Origin of the sequence: Mesorhizobium sp. M4B.F.Ca.ET.058.02.1.1 (genome assembly GCF_003952505.1) — a bacterium.
GTDB lineage: Bacteria > Pseudomonadota > Alphaproteobacteria > Rhizobiales > Rhizobiaceae > Mesorhizobium.
In genome coordinates this window covers 84945-103844 of the sequence record NZ_CP034450.1, presented here as the reverse complement: position 1 = coordinate 103844, position 18900 = coordinate 84945, and the positions used below count along the sequence as shown (strand labels likewise).

The following is an 18900-nucleotide window of genomic DNA, read 5'->3' as shown; positions in this document are numbered from 1 at the left end:
CATATAAACCGCCAGATCTGCCTGCGATAATGTCCGCATGAAAGATCAAGCGCAAGTCGCGGCGGCAAGCCCGGCCCTCGACACGCTGAACAGGGCCGGCCTGGGGGTTGCCGGTCCTGCCTTCCCTACCCTGGCGACCGCCCTGCCGCCACATCTGTGGTTCGGCGTCAGCGCCGTGTTCCACTATCTTGGGCCGGCCTTCGCGGTGCTGCTTTTCGCTAAGGTCGGCGTGCTCGGCATGGCCTGGCTGCGCATCGCCACCGCCGCCCTCGTCTTCGCGCCGCTGACCCGGCCATGGAGGGTCTTCGCCCGCGCCGACCGATCGACGAGGCTGTTGCTCGTCGCCTTCGGCGCCTGTCTGGCGGTGATGAACTGTTCCTTCTATCTCGCGCTCGACCGCCTGCCGATCTCGCTGGTCGCGGCGATCGAGTTCGTCGGCACCATCGGCGTCGCGCTCGTCGGTCTGCGTAGCCCGCGCAACCTCGCGGCGCTCGCCATTGCCGTCACCGGCACCTTGCTGTTGATCGATGTCAAATGGTCGAGCGACCCGGTCGGCCTGTTCTGGGCCTTCCTCAACGGCGCCCTGTTCGTCGCCTACATCGTCCTCGGCCACCGCGTCGCGGCGTCCGGCGCGGGCGCCGGCATTGCCGGCCTCGGCGCTGCCATGGCGATCGCTTTCCTCGTCGTGCTGCCCGTCGGCTTCACCCAGGCGACGCCGGCCTTCTCGGCGCCGTCGCTGCTCATCGCCGCGATCGGCGTCGGCATCTGCTCCTCGGTCATCCCCTACATATGCGACCAGCTTGCCATGGCGCGGCTGCCGCGCGCGAGCTTCGCGCTGATGCTGTCGCTTTTGCCGCTCACCGCGACGCTGATCGGCATCATCGTGCTGCGGCAGGTTCCGAGCCCTGGCGATTGCCTCGGCATCGCCCTGGTGGTGGCCGGCGTCGCCTCGCACAAGCCGGCGCCGGAATGATCCACCAGAGGTGAGTGAAGCGGCGACCTACGGCGTCGGCCGGCGGACGCGACCTGCTCGCGACAAACATGGTCCCCCGGATGCGAAACGGCCCATAAGCTTTTGAATAGGCCTATAGAAATTACGCACAAAGCAATCCAAGAATCGATTCCGTTTTTCGTGATGCATGCTGTAGCATGCCGGTGGAGACAGCCGTGGTTTGCGGCAGCGTCAGGCTTGGGTGGGGCATGCTGGCAAACAGGTTGGGGAAATGGCGCTCGCTCGGCCTGATGGTCCATTTCGCGGCTGAGCCGCTGACGGCGGCACGCAACGCGCATCGCGCTTTTGGCCCCTTCATTCAAGCCGAATACCCGCATTCGACCTCGGCACGGCCGCGCCGCGTCTTCATGATCGCCGATGCCGCGCTCTATCGCGCAATGCTTTCCGACACCGAGACCTGGCGCAACATCCAGATAAACGGGCGCGGCAAGCGGGGGCACGCTTCGCACCGGCTCTCCTATGGCATGACGCGACTGCGCGGCGAACGCCACGAGCACTACCGCAAACTGTTCGCGCCACCGCTTAAGCGTCCGGCGATCATGACAATGAGCCCGGAGATGGCACGCATCGCCGCTGACCAGGTTTCGTCCTGGCCAGTCGGCAAACCCTTCTCACTGACCGATGCCGCCAAGACGATGGCCAAGCACCTGGCGATCGGCCTGCTGTTCGGCGACGACCGGGCGCGCGCCATGCCGATCGCCGAGATGATCGCGCGGCAGATACGGGCGAGTTGGATCGTTCCGGGACCGGCCTTCTTCAGCTGGATACGGGAAGCCGAGGTACAGGAACGCGCCATCCTCGCCTGGGCGGAAGAAAAACGTGGCAACACCGATGCCCAGGACATCCTGTCCATCCTCGTCAACAACACCGACGAGGCCGGGCGACCGCCTTCGGTCGAGCTGATCGGCGGCATTATCAGCTTCGTCTTCGGCGCGGCCTATGACACTTGCCAGAATGCGCTCGCCTGGACGCTAATCCTGCTCAACCAGCATCCGGACGCAATGGCGGGCCTTGCCGCCGAGATCGACGCCGCGCTCGACGGAAAGCCGGCGACGATGGACCGGATCGGATCCTTGCCGCTGCTTGACGCCACCATCAAGGAAGCGATGCGGCTTTTTCCGCCGGTGCCGCTGATGATGCGCAAGGCAACGCGGGCAACGAGGCTTGGCGACGAACCCATCGCCAGGCATGAAGGGGTGCTGATCAGCGCGCTCACAATCAACCGCGATCCTTCGCTTTATCCGAATCCCGACAGTTTTCAGCCGGAGCGCTGGGCTTCGATCAAGCCATCGCCATTTCAGTACACCGTGTTCGGCGCTGGCAGCCATATGTGCCCCGGCGTTACCTTCGGCCTGCAGATGATGAAGATTGCGCTGGCGACCATCCTCTCGAAGCGTTCCGTGGAACTGGCACCGGGAGCGCGCATTTCCTATCGCACGCGAGTTACGTTGGCGCCGATCGGCAATGTCCAGGTCATCATGCGCGAACGCGGCGGACCGGCGCTCTCGAGCCCGGCGCACGGGCGCTTCCGCGAACTCGTCTCGCTTCCCGCGACAGCATGAAAGGCCTCCCATGAGCGCACAGCAGACCATGGTCCGCATCTACGACCGGGTCATGAAAAGCAGCAAGCAGCGCCGCTACTATGGCGGCAGCGGCTTCTACAATTTCGGCTATTGGGCGACGGGCGCCGCGTCGCAGCGCGAAGCCAGCGAGGCGCTTGTCGACACGCTGCTGGCACGGCTCCCGGACAAGGGCGGCCGGATCCTCGACGTCGCCTGCGGGCTCGGCGCGTCGACCAGGCGTCTGCTCGCCTCCTACCCGCCGGAGGCGGTCACTGCCATCAACATCTCGGCCGCGCAGGTCGCGACGGCGCGCCAGAATGCGCCCGGCGCGACGGTGTTGCAGATGGACGCCGCCAAGCTTGCCTTTCCCGACGCGAGCTTCGACGCCGTGATCTGCGTCGAGGCCGCCTTCCACTTCGATACCCGCGCCGCCTTCCTCGCGGAAGCCTTGCGCGTGCTCAAGCCCGGCGGCGCGCTCGTGCTCTCCGACATCCTGTTTCGCGGTTTCACCGCTCCGGTCGCCGACCGCCTCGGCGTGCCGAAGCCCAATCTGGTCCCGGACATCGTTTCTTACCGGGCGCTCTTCGAGGCCGTCGGCTTTCAGGATATCAGGGTCGAAGACAGGACTGACGACTGCCTCGGCGGCTTCCGCCGCAGCCTCGTCGCATGGCCGGCCTCGGAACGGGGCAAGGGCGCCATGAGCCTGAAGTCCAGCCTCGGCACCGCCCTCGTCTGCCGGTTGATTGCCGGCTATTTCGGCGCTGTCTCCAAGGCCTATCTCCTGGTCTCGGCACGAAAGCCCTGAGGCGAGGGCCAGTCCGGGGCCTCATCACATTTTGGTCATTTCCGCGAATCCTGATGGCGCCGCCATAATTTGAAGGGAAGCTCAACCTGGCTTCGCCTGTCACGGCGGTACCTGACGAGAAGGAACAACGCTTATGACCTTGTCCGCTCCGATCCTCGCAAGCGCGCTCGTGCTGGCCGGCGCGGCCCTCTTGGCGCTGCGCGCCGCAACGCTCACCGGCGGCCGAGTTGCGGTCAAGGTCAGAAGTAGGCGCCGGCCCGGCCGCGCAAAAACCGGCAACTGAGTGCCAAGACCGTGGGACGGGCAAGCGGCCGCTAGCTGTGCGATCAGGATTTCGCCCGTGCCGGTCCATCAGGCCGTCACCTAGCGCAATAGGTGTGCCGTTCGCAGGCCGGCATCACCCGAACATCAACACACCTATTTCGGCAGCGTGTAGGCCATCACATAGTCGCCGGGCTTGGTGCCGACCGAACCATGGCCGCCGGCGACGATGACCACGAACTGACGGCCGTCGCCGACCGTGTAGGTCATCGGCGTCGACTGGCCGCCGGCCGGCAGCCTGGCTTTCCAAAGCTGCCTGCCGGTGGTCAGGTCATAGGCGCGCAGATAGTCGTCGACCGCCGCTCCCAGGAAGGCGACGCCGCCGGCGGTGATCATCGGCCCGCCAATGCCGGGCACGCCGACCTTGAACGGCAGCGGCAGCGGTGTCATGTCGCGCACGGTGCCGTTGCGGTGCTTGTAGGCGATCTTGCCGGTCCTGAGATCGGCGCCGGCGACATAGCCCCATGGCGGCGCCTGGCAGGGAATGCCGAGCGGCGACAGGAACGGCCCCATCACCACCGCGTAAGGCGCGCCCTCGTTGCGGTTGAGCCCTTGCTCGCTGCCGCGTCCTTCATCCGGCGGCGGCACCTGGTCGCGCGGAACGAGCTGCGATTTGAACGCCAGATAGGTCGGCATGCCGAACATCACCTGCCGAACCGGATCGACAGCGACGCCGCCCCAATTGAAGACGCCGAAATTGCCGGGATAGATCAGCGAACCCTGGACGGACGGCGGCGTGTAGCGGCCCTCATAGCGCAGGCCCCGCAATTCGATCCGGCAGGCCAGCTGGTCGAACATGGTGATGCCCCACATATCGGCGCCTGTCAGCGGCTTCGGATTGAAGGAAAGGTCCGATTCCGGCTGCGTCGGCGAGGTATGGTCGCCCTCGATCGCGCCGCCCGGCGCCGGCACCTCCTTGACGGGAATGATCGGCTCGCCGCTGCGCCGGTTGAGCACATAGAGGTCGCCCTGCTTGGTTGGCCCGACCAGCGCCGGCACGACACCGCTCGAGGTGGTGATATCGACCAGCGTCGGCTGCGCCGGAACGTCCATGTCCCAAAGGTCATGATGCACGGTCTGCCGCACCCAGCGCACCTGCCCGGTGTTGAGGTCGAGCGCGGTGATCGAGGAGGAGAATTTCTCGACATTGGCACTGCGTCCGGCGCCGAGCTGGTCCGGCGTCTGGTTGCCGAGCGGCACGTAGAGCAGGCCGAGCTTCTCGTCGGCGCTCGGCGTCGACCACATGTTGGGCGAGTTGTTGGTGTAGGCTTGGCCGGTCGGCAGCGGCGTCGTCTGGTCCGGATTGCCGGAATCCCAGTTCCACAGCAGCGCGCCGCTGTCGACGTCGAAGGCGCGGATGACGCCCGACGGTTCCTGCGTGGAATAATTGTCGTTGACCGCGCCGCCGACGATGATCTTGCCGCCGACGATGAGCGGCGCCGAGGTCGAATAGTAGTAGCCCGACTTCGGATACGGCATGTTGGCGAGCAGGTTCAGCGTGCCGCCCTCCGCAAAGGAGGCACACACCTGTCCGTTCGCGGCGTCGAGCGCGATCAGCCGCGCGTCGGAGGTCGGCAGATAGACGCGCGCGGCGCATGGCTGGCCGGCGGCGATCTTGCCGTCGGCATAATAGGACACGCCGCGGCAGGTCTGGTGCTGCCGGTTGGGATCGAGCTTGATCTTCGGGTCGAAGCGCCATTTCTCCTTGCCGCTCGCCGCATCGATGGCGATGGCGAAATTATGCGGCGTGCAGATGAAGAGCGCGTCGCCGATCTTCAGCGGCGTCACCTGATAGGTCGTCTCGCCGATGTCGTCCGGACCCTTCACGTCGCCGGTGCGGTAGGTCCATGCCGGCTGCAGCGAAGCGACATTGTCCACGGTGATCTGGTTGAGCGGTGAAAAACGCTGGCCGTAGGGCGTGCGGCCGTAGAAGTGCCACTCGCCTTCCGGCACATTGCCGCCGAGATCTGCCGTCGGCGTCACCTTGTCGGCGTTAAGCTCGCCGGCAATGTCCCTGGGATCGGCGGTCATCGAATAGCCGGCCACGGCTAGCGAGGCCAGCACCGCCAGGATCAGCGGCGCGCGCCCGTCTGGACCGCTAAGCCCTCGCCTCGCCCATGGTGTCAAAAGCCACAGCGCCAGGAGCACGATGACGCCGCCGCGCGGGCCCAGATCCCACCAGTCGAAGCCCGCTTCCCAGACCGCCCAGCACAGCGTGCCGATCACGATCGCGGCATAGAGCCAGAGCGCAATGGAATTGCGCCTGAAGAGCAGCAAGGCGGTGATGAGGAAGGCAAGGCCGACGATCACGTAGTACCAGCTACCGCCCAGCACCGCCAACTGGATGCCGCCGCCGCCGAGAACCAGACCGATGAGAGCAAGGACCACAGCGGTGAGGATAGTTGCCACAACGACACTCCTTCATGCGCAGCAGGCGGGCGATCGAAAACCGCTGTCACGAAGCACAACCGTAACGCGCCTTCGATTCTGTTTCATCTCGCCGCCGCAGTTTTCGGCCCCCCTGCGTGCGGTGTCAAATCAGCACGGCATAAAGTAAGCATCACCCCGGCCGCTCACGCCGACTTGACGAAGCCTGGCATCTGCCATTCTTCTGCCAGTTATTTGGCAATGCTATGCTTTGCCGATGAAAGCCGAGGCCGCCTTGCTGCTGGAACGGGCCCGTCACGCCTATGAGCAACGGGACTGGGCGGATGCGTTTGAGCTGTTGCGTGCAACGGACGATCTGGCACCGCTGGGCCCGGACGATCTGGAACGGCTGCTCTGGTCGGCCGCCATGCTCGACCGCGACCAGGACAGCCTGGCCGCCGGAGACCGTTTGTTCGAGACCTATGTCGAAGCCGGCCGCTACGACCGCGCAGCGTATTGGGCATTCTTCCGCGGCTTCCGGCTTCTGGCCTTGGGCGAGGAAGGCCACGCCAGCGCCTGCATCCAGCAGGCTCAGCGCTTGGCCGACGGCTTCGGCCGCGAATGCGCCGCGCATGGCTATTTGACGCTGCTGGCGGCCCAAAAGGAGCTCATGACGGGAAATGATCCGGCGGCGGAGCGGCTGGCCAGTCAGGCGCTGGCGATCGGCGAGCGCTGTTGCGACGTCGACCTCGTCGCCTTCGCCAGATGCTATCTCGGCCGCGCGCTTGTGCGGCAGGGCCGGATCGACGAAGGCATCGCCTCGCTCGACGAGGCCATGCTGCCGGCGGTCGACGGAAAACTTTCGCCCATCGTCACCGGCCTGATCTACTGCAACCTCATCGCAGCGTGCCGGCAGGTCTACGCGCTCGACCGCTCGCGCGAATGGACCGAGGCGCTATCGAACTGGTGCGGCGCGCAGCCGCAGCTCGTCCAGTTCAACGGCGTCTGCCTTTTGCACCGCGCCGAGATCATGGAACTGAACGGCGCCTGGCAGGATGCAATCACGGAGGCCCGCCGCGCGACGACGTCATTGGCCCATACCACCGCCAGCGAGGCGGCGGCCGGAGCGGCCTATCAGGAGGCCGAAATCCATCGTCTGCGTGGCGAATTCGCCGCCGCCGAGGACCTTTACCGCACCGCCAGTCGGCTCGGGCTCGAACCGCAGCCCGGCATGGCGCTGCTGCGGCTGGCGCAGGGCCGGGCCGAACAGGCTGCGGCAACCCTTCGCCGCGTGCTCGCCACGACCAAGGCTCCACTCGGCCGCGCCCGCCTGCTGCCGGCGCGGGTAGAGATCATGATCGCAGCCGGCGCAATCGAGGAGGCACGCGACGCCTGCCAGGAGCTGGAAGCGATCGCCACCCGTTTCGCGACCGACATCCTGGCGGCGATGGCCTCGCAGGCGAGAGGCGAGATCGACTTGCACGAAGGCAGCGCCGCGACCGCGCTCGGCCATTTCCGCGCCGCGCTGACGACCTGGCAGCGTGCCGGCGCTCCCTATCTCGAGGCGCGGCTGCGCGTGCTTGCAGGGCAGGCCTGCCGCATGCTTGGCGACGAAGACGGCACCGAGCTCGAATTCGATGCCGCCCGCGCCGTTTTCGCCACGCTTGGCGCCGCGCCGGAACTTGCCCGCGTCACGGCTCTGGTCGGGCCGGCCAGTTCGCGCCCGCACGGCCTGACCGGGCGCGAGATCGAAGTCCTTGGCCTGGTCGCCACCGGCAGGACCAACAGGTCGATAGCGACCGAGCTCGGCCTCAGCGAAAAGACCATCGACCGGCATCTCAGCAACATCTTCGACAAGCTGGCGGTCAACTCGCGCGCCGCCGCGACAGCCTACGCCTTTCAGAACGGGCTCATCTGACCCAGAAAAACATCTGACCTGAGGGCATGGGGGAAAATCCCCATCGCATTTTCTTCCGCCGTGAGGTGTCTCCCCGAAGCGCCGCCGCGCCGTTCCGCTATTTCTGGTCCATGACTGACGAACCAAATGGAGCGATCATGACCCCGACTTCGACATCCGGACCGGCCACGATGCAGGGAATGCGCGGCCGTCACAACATTCGCATCGCCGAGACCAGGACACGCGCCGGCACGCTGCTGGAACCGGGAGCGGCCTTCATGCATCTGGAGGCCGATGCGCTGCGGGCAACCGGCAGCGATATGCCATCAGGCGACGAAACGCGGCCTGCTCTCAGGGAAGAACATGTCGACGTCGTGGTCATAGGCGCCGGCCAAAATGGCCTTTCCGTTGGCTATCACCTCGCCCGCAAGGGGGTGAAGTTCGTCATTCTCGAGGGCCGCGAACGCGTCGGCGACATCTGGCGCTCGCGCTGGGATTCGCTGCGCCTGTTCACGCCGGCGCGCTTCGACGGTCTGATCGGCATGCCCTTCCCCGCTGCCCGCTATTCATTCCCGACCAAGGACGAGATGGCCGACTATCTCGAGGCCTATGCGCGGAGGTTTGCCTTGCCGGTGCGCACCGGCGTCAAGGTCGACGAAGTAACCCGCTCCGGCAAGCTCTACGTCGTCACGGCCGGCCAGACCCGCTACATCGCCAGGCACGTCGTCGCCGCGGCCTCGAGCTACCAGAAGCCGAAGATCCCGGATTTCGCGGCGTCGCTCGATCCGTCAATCCGGCAACTGTCCTCAAGCGCCTACAAGAATCCCGTGCAGCTCAATCCGGGCAGCGTGCTTTTGGTTGGCGCCAGCAATTCCGGCGCTGAAATAGCCATGGATGTCGCGGGAACGCACCAGGTCTGGCTGTCGGGCCGCCACCCAGGCCACATCCCGGTCGCCTACAATGGCTCTTTCGCGATGCGCGCGGTCCTTCCGTTCGTCTTCCGCATCGTTTTCCACCGTCTGCTTACGGTCGACACGCCGATGGGCCGCAAGGCGAAGCCGGGGCATCTTTCTCATGGCCTGCCGCTGATCCGGGTCAAGCGGCAGGATCTGGACGGCGCCGGCGTCCGCCGGGTCGCCCGCGTCGCCGGTGCCCGCAACGGCAAACCGCTGCTCGACGACGGCCAGCTTCTAGACGTTTCGAACATCATCTGGTGCACCGGGTTCCGGGCCGGGCTCGATTGGATCAAGCTGCCGATCTTCGACGACAGCGGCCGGGTCAAGCAATATCGCGGTGCCGTCGAAGGTGAGCCGGGACTGTATGTCTGCGGCCTGCATTTCCAGCATTCGCCCTCCTCCACCATGATCCATGGCGCGGCGCGCGATGCCGGCTACGTGGCCGACAAGATCGGCGAGCGCATGCGGGCAGCCGCCGGATGAGGCACGACAAGGATTTGAGGCAATTGCCGAGGCCGAAGAGACACCGCGCTCGGCAAATCCTGTCGCTAACCAGAACAAAACGGAGACACTTCTGGTCTTTCGCTGCCGAATCACTACATTCGGGGGCAATGTCCGGGTTTTCGGAAGACATGCCCTTCTTTGACGAACCGAATGCGCGGCCCACAGCAGCCCCGTCCGGCATAGCTGCGCGCGCCATGGCCGCCCGCAGCGGCCAAAACAGCGCGCCCGATTATCTGAAGGGGCTGAATCCCGAGCAGCGGCTGGCTGTCGAAACAACCGAAGGCCCTGTTCTGGTGCTGGCCGGCGCCGGCACCGGCAAGACGCGCGTGCTCACCACGCGCATCGCTCACATCCTCGCCACCGGCAAGGCTTTCCCCTCGCAGATCCTTGCCGTCACCTTCACGAACAAGGCCGCGCGCGAGATGAAGCAGCGCATCGGCCATCTGATCGGCGAAGGCAGTGTCGAGGGCATGCCGTGGCTCGGCACCTTCCACTCGATCGGCGTCAAGCTGCTGCGCCGCCACGCCGAGCTTGCCGGGCTGAAATCCGATTTCACCATCCTCGACACCGACGACGTCGTGCGTCTGATCAAGCAGCTGATCCAGGCCGAGGGGCTGGACGACAAGCGCTGGCCGGCAAAGCAGTTCGCCCAGATGATCGACGGCTGGAAGAACAAGGGCCTCGGCCCCGCCGACATCCCCGAGGGCGACGCCCGCAGCTTCGCCAACGGCAAGGGCCGCGAGCTCTACAAGGCCTATCAGGAGCGGCTGCAGACCCTGAACGCCTGCGATTTCGGCGACCTGCTCTGCCACCCGATCCGCATCTTCCGCGCCTATCCGGACGTGCTGAAGGACTATCACAAGCGCTTCAAATACATCCTCGTCGACGAATACCAGGACACCAACACGGCCCAATACATGTGGCTGCGGCTCCTGGCGCAGCGGCCGCAATCCTCCCCCCTTGAGGGGGAGGTGCCCGCGAAGTGGGCGGAGGGGGTCGCCGCAGAAGGCACCGCCCGGTCATCGAGCACAGGGGCGTCGAGCACTGCCGCGAGGACCCCACCCGACCGGGCTTCGCCCGGCCACCCTCCCCTCAAGGGGGAGGGGAATTCCCGCCCGGCCACCGTCAACATCTGCTGCGTCGGCGATGACGATCAATCGATCTATGGCTGGCGCGGTGCCGAGGTCGACAACATCCTGCGCTTCGACAAGGATTTCCCCGGCGCCACCATCATAAGGCTGGAGCGCAACTACCGCTCGACCGCGCATATCCTCGGCGCCGCGTCGCATCTCATCGCCTTTAACGAAGGCCGCTTCGGCAAGACGCTGTTCACCGACCGAAACGACCCCGAAGACGACAAGGTGCATGTCCATGCCGCCTGGGATTCGGAGGAAGAGGCGCGCGCCGTCGGCGAGGCGATCGAGGCCTACCAGCGTCAGAAGCACAATCTGAACGACATGGCGATCCTGGTCCGCGCGTCCTTCCAGATGCGCGCCTTCGAGGACCGCTTCATCACGCTCGGTCTGAACTACCGCGTCATCGGCGGCCCACGCTTCTACGAGCGCATGGAAATCCGCGACGCGCTGGCCTTTTTCCGCGTCGTCGCCAACAGCGGCGATGACCTCGCTTTCGAGCGCATCGTCAACGTGCCGAAGCGCGGGCTCGGCGAAGCCACCATCCGTCAGATCCACGACACGGCGCGCGCTCTCCGTATCCCGATGCTGGAAGCTGCCGGCAACCTCGCTGAAAGTGACGAGCTGAAGCCGAAGCCGCGCGCCGCCCTGCGCGAGGTCGCGGCAAATTTCGAGCGCTGGCAGAAGGCGCTGGAGACCACGCCACATACCGAGCTCGCCGAGACCATATTGGAAGAGAGCGGCTACACCGACATGTGGAAGAACGACCGCTCGGCGGAAGCTCCGGGGCGGCTGGAAAACCTCAAGGAGCTTGTCCGCTCCATGGAGGAGTACGAATCGCTGCGCTCCTTCCTCGAACATGTGGCACTGGTGATGGAGGCGGAGCAGAGCGAGTCGCTCGACGCGGTCTCGATCATGACGCTGCATTCGGCCAAGGGCCTTGAATTCGAGACAGTCTTCCTCCCCGGCTGGGAGGAAGGACTCTTTCCCCATCAGCGCGCGCTCGACGAAGGCGGCCGCTCCGGGCTGGAGGAAGAGCGCCGCCTTGCCTATGTCGGGCTGACGCGGGCGAAGAAGAACCTGCACATCTGGTTCGTCTCCAACCGCCTCATCCATGGCCTCTGGCAATCGACGATCCCGTCGCGCTTCCTCGACGAATTGCCGGAAGCCCATGTCGAGATCGCCGAGAGCGGCAATTCCTATGGCGGCTACGGCAACAACTATGGCGGCGGCTCGTTCGCATCCGGGCGCGGCGGCCGGCAAAACCCCTACGGCGCCTCGCGCTTCGACAATGTCGGCGAGGAAAAATCCTTCTCAAACACCTATTCGACGCCGGGCTGGCAGCGCGCGCAGGCCAACCGCACCGAGGCCACCGACCGCAACTGGGGCACGCGCTCCGGCCACCAGGTCGAGCGCATCGGCTATGGCGAGACGGACTCAGGCTACGGCGCCGGCCGCACCTCGGTCAAGGGCCGCACCATCGACGGCGAGCTGGTCGCCAAATCCGTCGCCGACAAGCCGTCGGCCTTCAGCGTCGGCGACCGCGTCTTCCACCAGAAATTCGGCAACGGCAACATTGCGGCAATCGAAGGCAACAAACTGACCATCGACTTCGACAAGGCCGGCCAGAAACGCGTTCTGGACGGGTTTGTCACCGGCGTTTGAGTAGCCTCACCGATACCGCGCCTGGTTCCATTTATGGCCGAGCAGCGACAGGATGATGATTAGCCCGTTGAAGAACTGCACGTAGAAGCCGCTCAGCCCCGCCGCCACGACACCGGTCTGGATGAACGACACGGTCACCGCGCCGATGGCGCCGCCGACCACCGTGCCGATGCCGCCCCAGGTCGGCGTGCCGCCGACGAACACCGAGGCCAGCACCGGCAGCAGATAGCCGTCGCCGGCCGTTGGCCACCAGGTGAAGTTGATCATCACCGAGAAGGTGCCGGCGATCGCCGCCCCGATGCCGGTGAAGACGAACACCTTGACTTTGACGCGCTTGACGTCGATGCCCATCTGCTTGGCGCTGTCCGGATTGTCGCCGACCACCCTCACCTGCGCGCCGAAGCGGTGGCGGTTGTAGAGCAGCGCCGAGAAAACGACGAAGGCGATGGCCCAGAAGATCTGCACCGGGATGCCCCAGAGCTGGCTCGAGAAGATCTTGTAGGCTGAGCTGTCGGCAAGGCCGGTCAGCGCCGTCGACCTGCCCTCGTTGATAATCTGGATCAGGCCGCGCAGCAGGAAATTCATGCCGAGCGTGGCGATCAGCGACGACAGTCCGCCATAGACGACCAGCGAGCCGACCAGGAAGCCGAGCAGCGTACCGGTGACCAGCGCGGCGGCGATGCCGAGGAACGGATCGTAGCCGGCCTGCACGACCAGCGCGAAGACCCATGAGGCAAAACCCATCGTCGCCGGGAACGACAGGTCGATCTCGTCGCAGGTGACGACGAAGACCAGCGGCACGACCACGAACAGCGCAACGGGAAGCGTCGTCAGCACCGAACTGTAGAGATACCAGGTGGTGAACACCGTCGGATTGGCGATGATGAACACCGCCATCATGAAGATGAACACGCCGAGCGTGCCGAGCGCGGCGCGGTTGTCGATGACGAAGCCGCGCAGCCAGTGGTCGGATGGATGGCTCCATTCCTTGCCTGCCTGGCCGCTTGTTCTTCCCAGGGGAGATTGCAGATCGGGTTCCATGGCCTTGCTCATCGCGCTCCCTGCTCCGCTTCGCCCGCCTCGTGCAGTCCGGGCAGGCCGCCCGGATGCGCCACGTCTTCCATGAAGTTGATGAGATCTTCCGCCGACTTGATCTGGCTGCGGTCGGCGGTCAGCGCCACCTTGCCGCGGTCGAGCACCACGAAGCGGTCAGCAATGTCGAATACGTGGTGGATGTTGTGGCCGATGAACAGGATCGAGCGGCCGCTCGCCCGCACCTGGCGCACGAAGTGGAAAACCTTGGCGGTCTCGGTCAGCGACAGCGCCGTCGTCGGCTCGTCGAGGATGATCAGCTCTGCCTGCTTGTAGATGGCGCGCGCGATCGCCACGCCCTGGCGCTCGCCGCCCGAAAGCTGGCCGACGATCGAATGCGGCGTGAACACTTTCGAGGTGAAGCCGATCTCGCGCATCAACCGGCTTGCCTCCTCGATCTCCTTGCCGACCTTCAGCCAGCCCATGAAGCCGGTCAGCTCGCGGCCCATGAAGATGTTGCGCACGATCGTCTGCTGCACGGCCAGCGCCCGGTCCTGGAACACCGTTTCGATGCCGGCGTCGCGCGAGCGCGCCGCGCTCCATCCGCTGACCGGCTTGCCGCGCACCAGGATCTCGCCGCTGGTCGGCTTGACCACGCCTGACAGGATCTTGATCAGCGTCGACTTGCCGGCGCCATTGTCGCCGATCAGGCCGACCACCTCGCCGCGGTCGACGCTGAGGTTGACGCCGCCAAGCGCATAGACCTGGCCATAGGACTTCTTGATGTCGCGCAGTTCGATGATGCGTTCGCCCATGCGATCCTCGCTCGGATTGTCTGTCTTGCCGGCCTCCTCGCCGGCGGTCCCGCCGGCCGGGCGAAATCCCGGCCGGCAGCCTTGGGAGGTCAGCGCAGCGCCTGCTTGGCCAGCTCGGCGACGATCTCGTAATTCTGCGGCGTGACGAAGCCGGCGCCGGTGTCGACATTCATCGGCGCGAGGCCCAGCACCACCTGCTGGCAGAGGCTGAGGATAGGCAGATAGCCCTGCATGAACGGCTGCTGGTCGGCCGTCAACTGCACCCAGCCACCCTTGAAGCCCTCGACGATCTGCGGGCTGGTGTCGAAGCCGAAATTGAAGATCTCGCCTGCCTTGCGCCCCGCCGCCTGCATGTAGGTCGGCACGTTGCCCAGCATCTGTCCGCCGGGATAGCCAACCGCCTTGACGTCGGGATGGTTGAGCAGTGCCGCAGTGATCACCGGAATGGCGAGGTTGGGGTCCGACGCCCATTCGCCGCTCGGCGGCGAGGACAGCTGGATGACCTCGACGCCGGCCTCCTTCAGCGCCGCGACCGTGCCGCGCTCGCGCGCGCCGCGGCTCTCGTTTTCGAACGGGCCGATCATGATCGCCTTGTCGCCGGCCTTGAGCCCGGCCAGCTTGAACGCCTCGGCGCCGAGCGCGCGGCCCTGCTGCTCCTGCTGCGCGCCGACATAGCCGCCGCCGAACGCCGCCACCACCTTCGGCACCGGCACGTTCTGGTACATCATCTTGATGCCGTCCTTGTGCGCCTGCTCGGCCAGCGGCATGATCGCGGCGTCGCCCGGATGGCCCATCATAGCAATGCCCTGGGGCTTGACCGCAACCGCCTCGCGCAATTGCTGCACCATCTTCTCGACGTCCCACTGGGAGAAGATGTAGTCGACCTTGGGGCCGAGATCGGCCGCCGCCTGCTTGGCGCCATTATAGACGATGGTACCGAAGGCGTCGCCCTCGGCGCCGCCGACGAAGAAGCGGATGTGGACGTCCTTGCACCATTGGGCGTCGAGCGCCTGCGCCGGCAAGGTGGAAATGGCGGCGGCAAGCGCCGTGGCGGCGGCCACGACAGTCGTGCGCAGTAGTGTCGTTCTCAACGCGATGCTCATGCACGTTCCTCCCTTTGTTTCCTCGCCAAGCGAGGGTTTTCGACATTCGTTTCGGCAGTGCGCCGCAAAACTGGCCGGCCGGCTCCTCCCGCCGGCCACTCACGTCAAATTTGGCCTCACATCGGATTTGGCAGGTAGCTGGCACCTCCCCTGCATTGCTTGAGATAATCCAGCGCGCGCACTTGCCCGGTGATCTCCAGGTCGTCGCGATAGACCGGGTCGTGCCAACCCTCGATGTCGATGGCGCCCTTGTAGCCGGCCAGCCGCAATTCGCTGATCACCCGCGTCCAGTCGCTGTCGCCGAAGCCCGGCGTGCGCATCTGCACGAAGGGCAGCCGGCCGAACACGCCGTGCTCGCGGATGACGTCCCAGCGCACGGTGGCGTCCTTGCCGTGGACATGGAAGATGCGCGGCGCCCATTTGCGGATCTGCGGCATCGGGTCGATCAGGTAGACGAGCTGATGGCAGGGTTCCCATTCGAGGCCGAGATTGTCATCCGGCAATTCATTGAACATCAGCTCCCAGGCGTCGGGATTGTGGGCGATGTTCCAGTCGCCGGCAGCCCAGTTGCCGTCCATGGCGCAATTCTCGAAGGCGATGCGCACGCCCTTGTCCGCGGCGCGCTTCGCCAGCGGCCCCCAGACCTCGCGGAAGCGCGGCAGGCTGTCGGTCAGCGGCTTGCCGCGGATGCGGCCGGTGAAGCCGCTGACCGTGGAAGCGCCGAACAGATGCGCATGGTCGATGACCGTCTCCCAGGCCGCGAGCACGCCGCGATCGACCTCGCCGCTCTCCAGCGGATTGCCGAACACGCCGATCGACGAGATGGTGACGTCGGCATCGCCGATCGCCTCGCGGATCTGGCCGGCGAGCCGCGGCAGGTCCTTGCCGCCAAGCGTCTGCCAGAAGAACGGCTGGATGCTCTCGAAACCGAGCGGCAGGATCTGTTTGATGTAGGCCGCCGGGTCGTCGAGATTGGCCCTGACCATGGTGCCGATCCTGATGTCAAGGAGCGGGTTTGCCATCATTGCGCTTCCCTGGCGATCGCAACCCTGCGTCCGGTCTCGGCGCTTTCGATCGCGCCGAAGACCATGGCCAGGCTGTTGATGTTGTCGGTGCCGCGCGTTTCCGGCTCGGTGCCGGTCTCGACCGCATGCATGAAATCCCTGATGATGCCGAGATGACCGTCGACGCGGTCGAATGCGTCGAGCGGCGGCACATCGATCGGCTGGGTTTTGTCGAACAAGCCGTCGCGGCCCGGCGTCACAACCTCCGCCTTAAGCCCGTCAAACCCGTCCCAGAGCAGGCTGCCGCGCTCGGCGACGATGCGCCAGCTTCCTTCCCAGCTGGTCCGGAAGCCGTCGGCGCACCAGCTGCCCGCATAGGTGAAGACCTTGCCGCCGCCGAAATCGAAGACGGCGCTGGCCGACGATCCCTGCCGGTACCAGGAACTGGCCGGCTCCCACTCCTGGCAGTAGACGCTGGCCGGCTTGCCGGCGGCCATGTAGCGGGCGGCATCGAAGGTGTGGATCGCCATGTCGAGCAGCAGCACATGCGCCATCTCCTCGCGAAAGCCGCCGAAATGCGGTGCGACGAAGAAATCGGCATGGATGCTGGTCGGCTTGCCGATGGCGCCCGAGTCGAGAAAGCGACGGATGCGCCGGACATTGGCGACATAGCGCCGGTTCTGCACGACGGCATGAACACGCCCGGCGCGACGCGCCGCCTCGACAATGGCGCGGGCATTGTCCGGAGTGTCGGCCAGCGGCTTTTCGGTGAGCAGATGGCAGTTGTGGGCAAAGGCCGAAAGCGCGACGTCACGGCGGGCGGCGGGAACGACGACGTCGAACACTGCGTCAGGCTTGGTCTCATCGAGGACGGCATCGAGGCTGGTGCCGATGACGGCCCCGGCAAGCCCGTATTCGCGCGCTCTCGCCTGCGCCCGTTCGGCGTCGAGGTCGACTAGGCCGGCAATCGTCAGCCCGTCGATCTGCCTCGCGGCATCGAGCCACTGCCTGCTCATCGCTCCGCAGCCGGCCAGGACGACCTTCATCCAGCGCTCCTCCTCCGCTCGGCCCCTCCAGGCCGATCGTCACGGCGTCCACGGCATCACCGTAAACGTTTTTCCGTAAACGTTTACGAGAACACACCCGATAGCGTAGAATGTCAATCGGCTGTTTTGCGAAAATCATCCCAAAGCCTTGGCCTGAGCGGCAGCCAGTGCTAGCCAAGGCAGGGGGAGAACCGTCCTTGGCGTCCAGCATCCACGACCTTGCGCGTCACCTGAACATTTCGATCGGCACCGTGTCGCGCGCGCTGAACGGCCGCGCCGACGTCAATGCCGACACACGCCAGCGCGTGCTGGATGCGGCCAAGAAGCTGAACTACGCCCCCAATCAGTCCGGCCGCAGCTTGCGGCAAGGCGCCACCCGTTCGATCGCCTTCATGCTGCAGCCGCATCCGGGCGACCAGCAATATGGCGAACCGTTCTTCATCCCGCTGCTGATCGGGCTGCAGGGCAGGCTCGCCGAAAGCGGGCTGGACCTTACCGTGGTGATGGGCGCCCCCGGCGACTACCAGCAGGAGCGCCTGCGCCGCGTGGTCGAGACACGCCGCGCCGACGCGGTAGTGCTGGCCTGGACACGGCGCGAGGACGAGCGCATTGATTATCTGGCCGAGAGAGGCTTTCCCTTCGCCACGCTCGGCCGCAGCCGTTCGGGTGGCAAGTCATACCCTTCGCTGGATCTCGATTTCGAGAAGGCCGGCAGCGACGCCGTCGACAGGTTGGTGGCGCGCGGCCACCGACGCATCGCCGCCATCCGCCCTGCCCTCAACCTCAATTTCGGCTACCTGTTCCTCGACGGCTACCGCAAAGCCTTGAAGCGGCATGGCATCGAGGTCGATCCTGCCCTGATCGCCGACGGCTTCATCAACGAGGCCGGCGGCTATCAGGTGACGCCGCGTGTGATGCTGGCAAAAGACCGGCCCACCGCCATCATCTTCAACAACGACGCCATGGCGCTCGGCGGCTGCAAGGCGCTCGCCGAAATGGGCATCCGACCCGGCCATGACATCGCGGTGATCGTCATCGTCGACACCCCGCTCTGCCGCTATTTTTCCCCGGCGCTGACCGCCTTCCGCCCGGCGCTTGAACCGATGGGCCGGCGGCTGGCCGAGATGCTGCTCGCATCGCTTCCTGCCTTCGCCGGCCCGGAAGGGGCGCGGATCATGCGCGAGGTCTGGCCGCTGGAGCTGATCGCGAGAGAAAGCGACTGAAAGCATTGCCGAAGGCTGGCCGGGCAGGCCTCAATCCACCTTCTTCTCGCCCTTCTCGCCAGCCTTGACGATGTCGCCGGTGGTGAACAGGATCTCCTTCAGCTCCGCCCGCCAGTCTTCCTTCTGACGCAGCAGGAATTCGAGATTCATGCCGAAGTGCTTGAATTCCTCACCTTGCGCATTCTTCATGATGGCGCGCGCCTGCGCGTCCTTTTCCACCGACATGCGCTGTTCGTACCAACTGATCGCCTCCGCCTCCTCGATCAGCGATGTGATCATGCGGGCAAAGGTCCGCACCTTCTGCGTCAATTCCTCCGCCGGCTCGTGATACTGATCGAAACCCATTTGTCCTCCTGAGCCCATGGCTCGACCGACGATCGCGGCGATGCCTGGGCTCGCCTGCAACGGTTCCGATTGGAAAATGGTTCCGGGCACGCGCCGGCGCGGCCTGTCAC

Annotated in this window: 15 protein-coding genes; 8 read left to right on the top strand and 7 right to left on the bottom strand. The window is 65.6% G+C overall.

Features of this window, described 5'->3' with window-relative positions:
* Positions 1 to 37: 37 nt before the first annotated feature.
* The 4 genes from EJ073_RS00480 to EJ073_RS31370 all read left to right on the top strand — a co-directional run bounded on the left by EJ073_RS00480 (position 38) and on the right by EJ073_RS31370 (position 3662).
* Complete coding sequence (locus EJ073_RS00480) at positions 38 to 973, top strand: DMT family transporter (RefSeq protein WP_126053939.1); 936 nt, start codon at positions 38 to 40, stop codon at positions 971 to 973.
* Positions 974 to 1149: 176 nt separating this feature from the next.
* On the top strand, positions 1150 to 2574 hold the full coding sequence (locus EJ073_RS00475) for a cytochrome P450 (RefSeq protein ID WP_126053938.1): 1425 nt from the start codon (positions 1150 to 1152) through the stop codon (positions 2572 to 2574).
* Between the two features lie 10 nt (positions 2575 to 2584).
* A complete protein-coding gene (locus tag EJ073_RS00470) occupies positions 2585 to 3379 on the top strand; it encodes a class I SAM-dependent methyltransferase (protein WP_126053937.1) in 795 nt (264 codons plus the stop codon).
* A gap of 133 nt (positions 3380 to 3512) precedes the next feature.
* Entirely contained in the window at positions 3513 to 3662 is a 150-nt protein-coding gene (locus EJ073_RS31370; protein WP_189347964.1) for a hypothetical protein, read from the top strand.
* 134 nt (positions 3663 to 3796) lie between these two features.
* Here the strand turns inward: EJ073_RS31370 and EJ073_RS00465 are convergent, their stop codons facing one another.
* Entirely contained in the window at positions 3797 to 6109 is a 2313-nt protein-coding gene (locus tag EJ073_RS00465; RefSeq protein ID WP_126053936.1) for a glucose/quinate/shikimate family membrane-bound PQQ-dependent dehydrogenase, read from the bottom strand.
* A gap of 235 nt (positions 6110 to 6344) precedes the next feature.
* Here EJ073_RS00465 and EJ073_RS00460 point away from each other — a divergent pair, with 235 nt between their 5' ends.
* From EJ073_RS00460 to EJ073_RS00450, 3 genes are all read left to right on the top strand, one after another.
* Positions 6345 to 7985: a helix-turn-helix transcriptional regulator gene (locus EJ073_RS00460; RefSeq protein ID WP_126053935.1), complete on the top strand. Its 1641-nt coding sequence runs from the start codon at positions 6345 to 6347 to the stop codon at positions 7983 to 7985.
* Positions 7986 to 8122: 137 nt separating this feature from the next.
* Entirely contained in the window at positions 8123 to 9403 is a 1281-nt protein-coding gene (locus EJ073_RS00455) for an FAD-dependent oxidoreductase (RefSeq protein WP_245455443.1), read from the top strand.
* 128 nt (positions 9404 to 9531) lie between these two features.
* The gene (locus tag EJ073_RS00450) at positions 9532 to 12222 is read left to right on the top strand and encodes a UvrD-helicase domain-containing protein (protein WP_126053934.1); all 2691 of its coding nucleotides are present in this window, start codon (positions 9532 to 9534) and stop codon (positions 12220 to 12222) included.
* Between the two features lie 6 nt (positions 12223 to 12228).
* Here the strand turns inward: EJ073_RS00450 and EJ073_RS00445 are convergent, their stop codons facing one another.
* The 5 genes from EJ073_RS00445 to EJ073_RS00425 form a co-directional block, all read right to left on the bottom strand.
* Entirely contained in the window at positions 12229 to 13275 is a 1047-nt protein-coding gene (locus EJ073_RS00445) for an ABC transporter permease (protein WP_126053933.1), read from the bottom strand.
* Positions 13272 to 14069: an ATP-binding cassette domain-containing protein gene (locus EJ073_RS00440; RefSeq protein WP_126053932.1), complete on the bottom strand. Its 798-nt coding sequence runs from the start codon at positions 14067 to 14069 to the stop codon at positions 13272 to 13274. The genes EJ073_RS00445 and EJ073_RS00440 overlap by 4 nt, the downstream gene beginning before the upstream one ends.
* 89 nt (positions 14070 to 14158) lie before the next feature.
* Positions 14159 to 15172, bottom strand: coding sequence for a substrate-binding domain-containing protein (locus EJ073_RS00435; protein ID WP_126053931.1), 1014 nt, complete (start codon positions 15170 to 15172; stop codon positions 14159 to 14161).
* Positions 15173 to 15288: 116 nt separating this feature from the next.
* Positions 15289 to 16197: a sugar phosphate isomerase/epimerase gene (locus EJ073_RS00430; protein ID WP_126053930.1), complete on the bottom strand. Its 909-nt coding sequence runs from the start codon at positions 16195 to 16197 to the stop codon at positions 15289 to 15291.
* Positions 16194 to 17222 (bottom strand): Gfo/Idh/MocA family oxidoreductase, encoded by a 1029-nt coding sequence (locus EJ073_RS00425; protein WP_126053929.1) that lies wholly within the window; start codon positions 17220 to 17222, stop codon positions 16194 to 16196. The genes EJ073_RS00430 and EJ073_RS00425 overlap by 4 nt, the downstream gene beginning before the upstream one ends.
* 197 nt (positions 17223 to 17419) lie before the next feature.
* On the opposite strand from EJ073_RS00425, the gene EJ073_RS00420 reads away from it, so the two are divergent.
* On the top strand, positions 17420 to 18445 hold the full coding sequence (locus EJ073_RS00420) for a LacI family DNA-binding transcriptional regulator (RefSeq protein ID WP_126053928.1): 1026 nt from the start codon (positions 17420 to 17422) through the stop codon (positions 18443 to 18445).
* Between the two features lie 30 nt (positions 18446 to 18475).
* On the opposite strand, the gene EJ073_RS00415 is transcribed toward EJ073_RS00420, so the two are convergent.
* Positions 18476 to 18790 carry a hypothetical protein gene (locus EJ073_RS00415; RefSeq protein WP_126053927.1) on the bottom strand — a complete coding sequence of 105 codons (315 nt, stop codon included), beginning with the start codon at positions 18788 to 18790 and terminating at the stop codon, positions 18476 to 18478.
* Positions 18791 to 18900 lie beyond the last annotated feature (110 nt).

What these genes read in the sequence shown, in the direction of transcription:
- EJ073_RS00460 (WP_126053935.1), top strand. Translation starts at nt 6,345, where the DNA reads ATGAAAGCCGAGGCCGCCTTGCTGCTGGAACGGGCCCGTCACGCCTAT.
- EJ073_RS00415 (WP_126053927.1), bottom strand. Translation starts at nt 18,790, where the DNA reads ATGGGTTTCGATCAGTATCACGAGCCGGCGGAGGAATTGACGCAGAAG.
- EJ073_RS00445 (WP_126053933.1), bottom strand. Translation starts at nt 13,275, where the DNA reads ATGAGCAAGGCCATGGAACCCGATCTGCAATCTCCCCTGGGAAGAACA.
- EJ073_RS00430 (WP_126053930.1), bottom strand. Translation starts at nt 16,197, where the DNA reads ATGATGGCAAACCCGCTCCTTGACATCAGGATCGGCACCATGGTCAGG.
- EJ073_RS00480 (WP_126053939.1), top strand. Translation starts at nt 38, where the DNA reads ATGAAAGATCAAGCGCAAGTCGCGGCGGCAAGCCCGGCCCTCGACACG.
- EJ073_RS00450 (WP_126053934.1), top strand. Translation starts at nt 9,532, where the DNA reads ATGTCCGGGTTTTCGGAAGACATGCCCTTCTTTGACGAACCGAATGCG.
- EJ073_RS00475 (WP_126053938.1), top strand. Translation starts at nt 1,150, where the DNA reads ATGCCGGTGGAGACAGCCGTGGTTTGCGGCAGCGTCAGGCTTGGGTGG.
- EJ073_RS00440 (WP_126053932.1), bottom strand. Translation starts at nt 14,069, where the DNA reads ATGGGCGAACGCATCATCGAACTGCGCGACATCAAGAAGTCCTATGGC.
- EJ073_RS00425 (WP_126053929.1), bottom strand. Translation starts at nt 17,222, where the DNA reads ATGAAGGTCGTCCTGGCCGGCTGCGGAGCGATGAGCAGGCAGTGGCTC.
- EJ073_RS00455 (WP_245455443.1), top strand. Translation starts at nt 8,123, where the DNA reads ATGACCCCGACTTCGACATCCGGACCGGCCACGATGCAGGGAATGCGC.
- EJ073_RS31370 (WP_189347964.1), top strand. Translation starts at nt 3,513, where the DNA reads ATGACCTTGTCCGCTCCGATCCTCGCAAGCGCGCTCGTGCTGGCCGGC.
- EJ073_RS00435 (WP_126053931.1), bottom strand. Translation starts at nt 15,172, where the DNA reads ATGAGCATCGCGTTGAGAACGACACTACTGCGCACGACTGTCGTGGCC.
- EJ073_RS00470 (WP_126053937.1), top strand. Translation starts at nt 2,585, where the DNA reads ATGAGCGCACAGCAGACCATGGTCCGCATCTACGACCGGGTCATGAAA.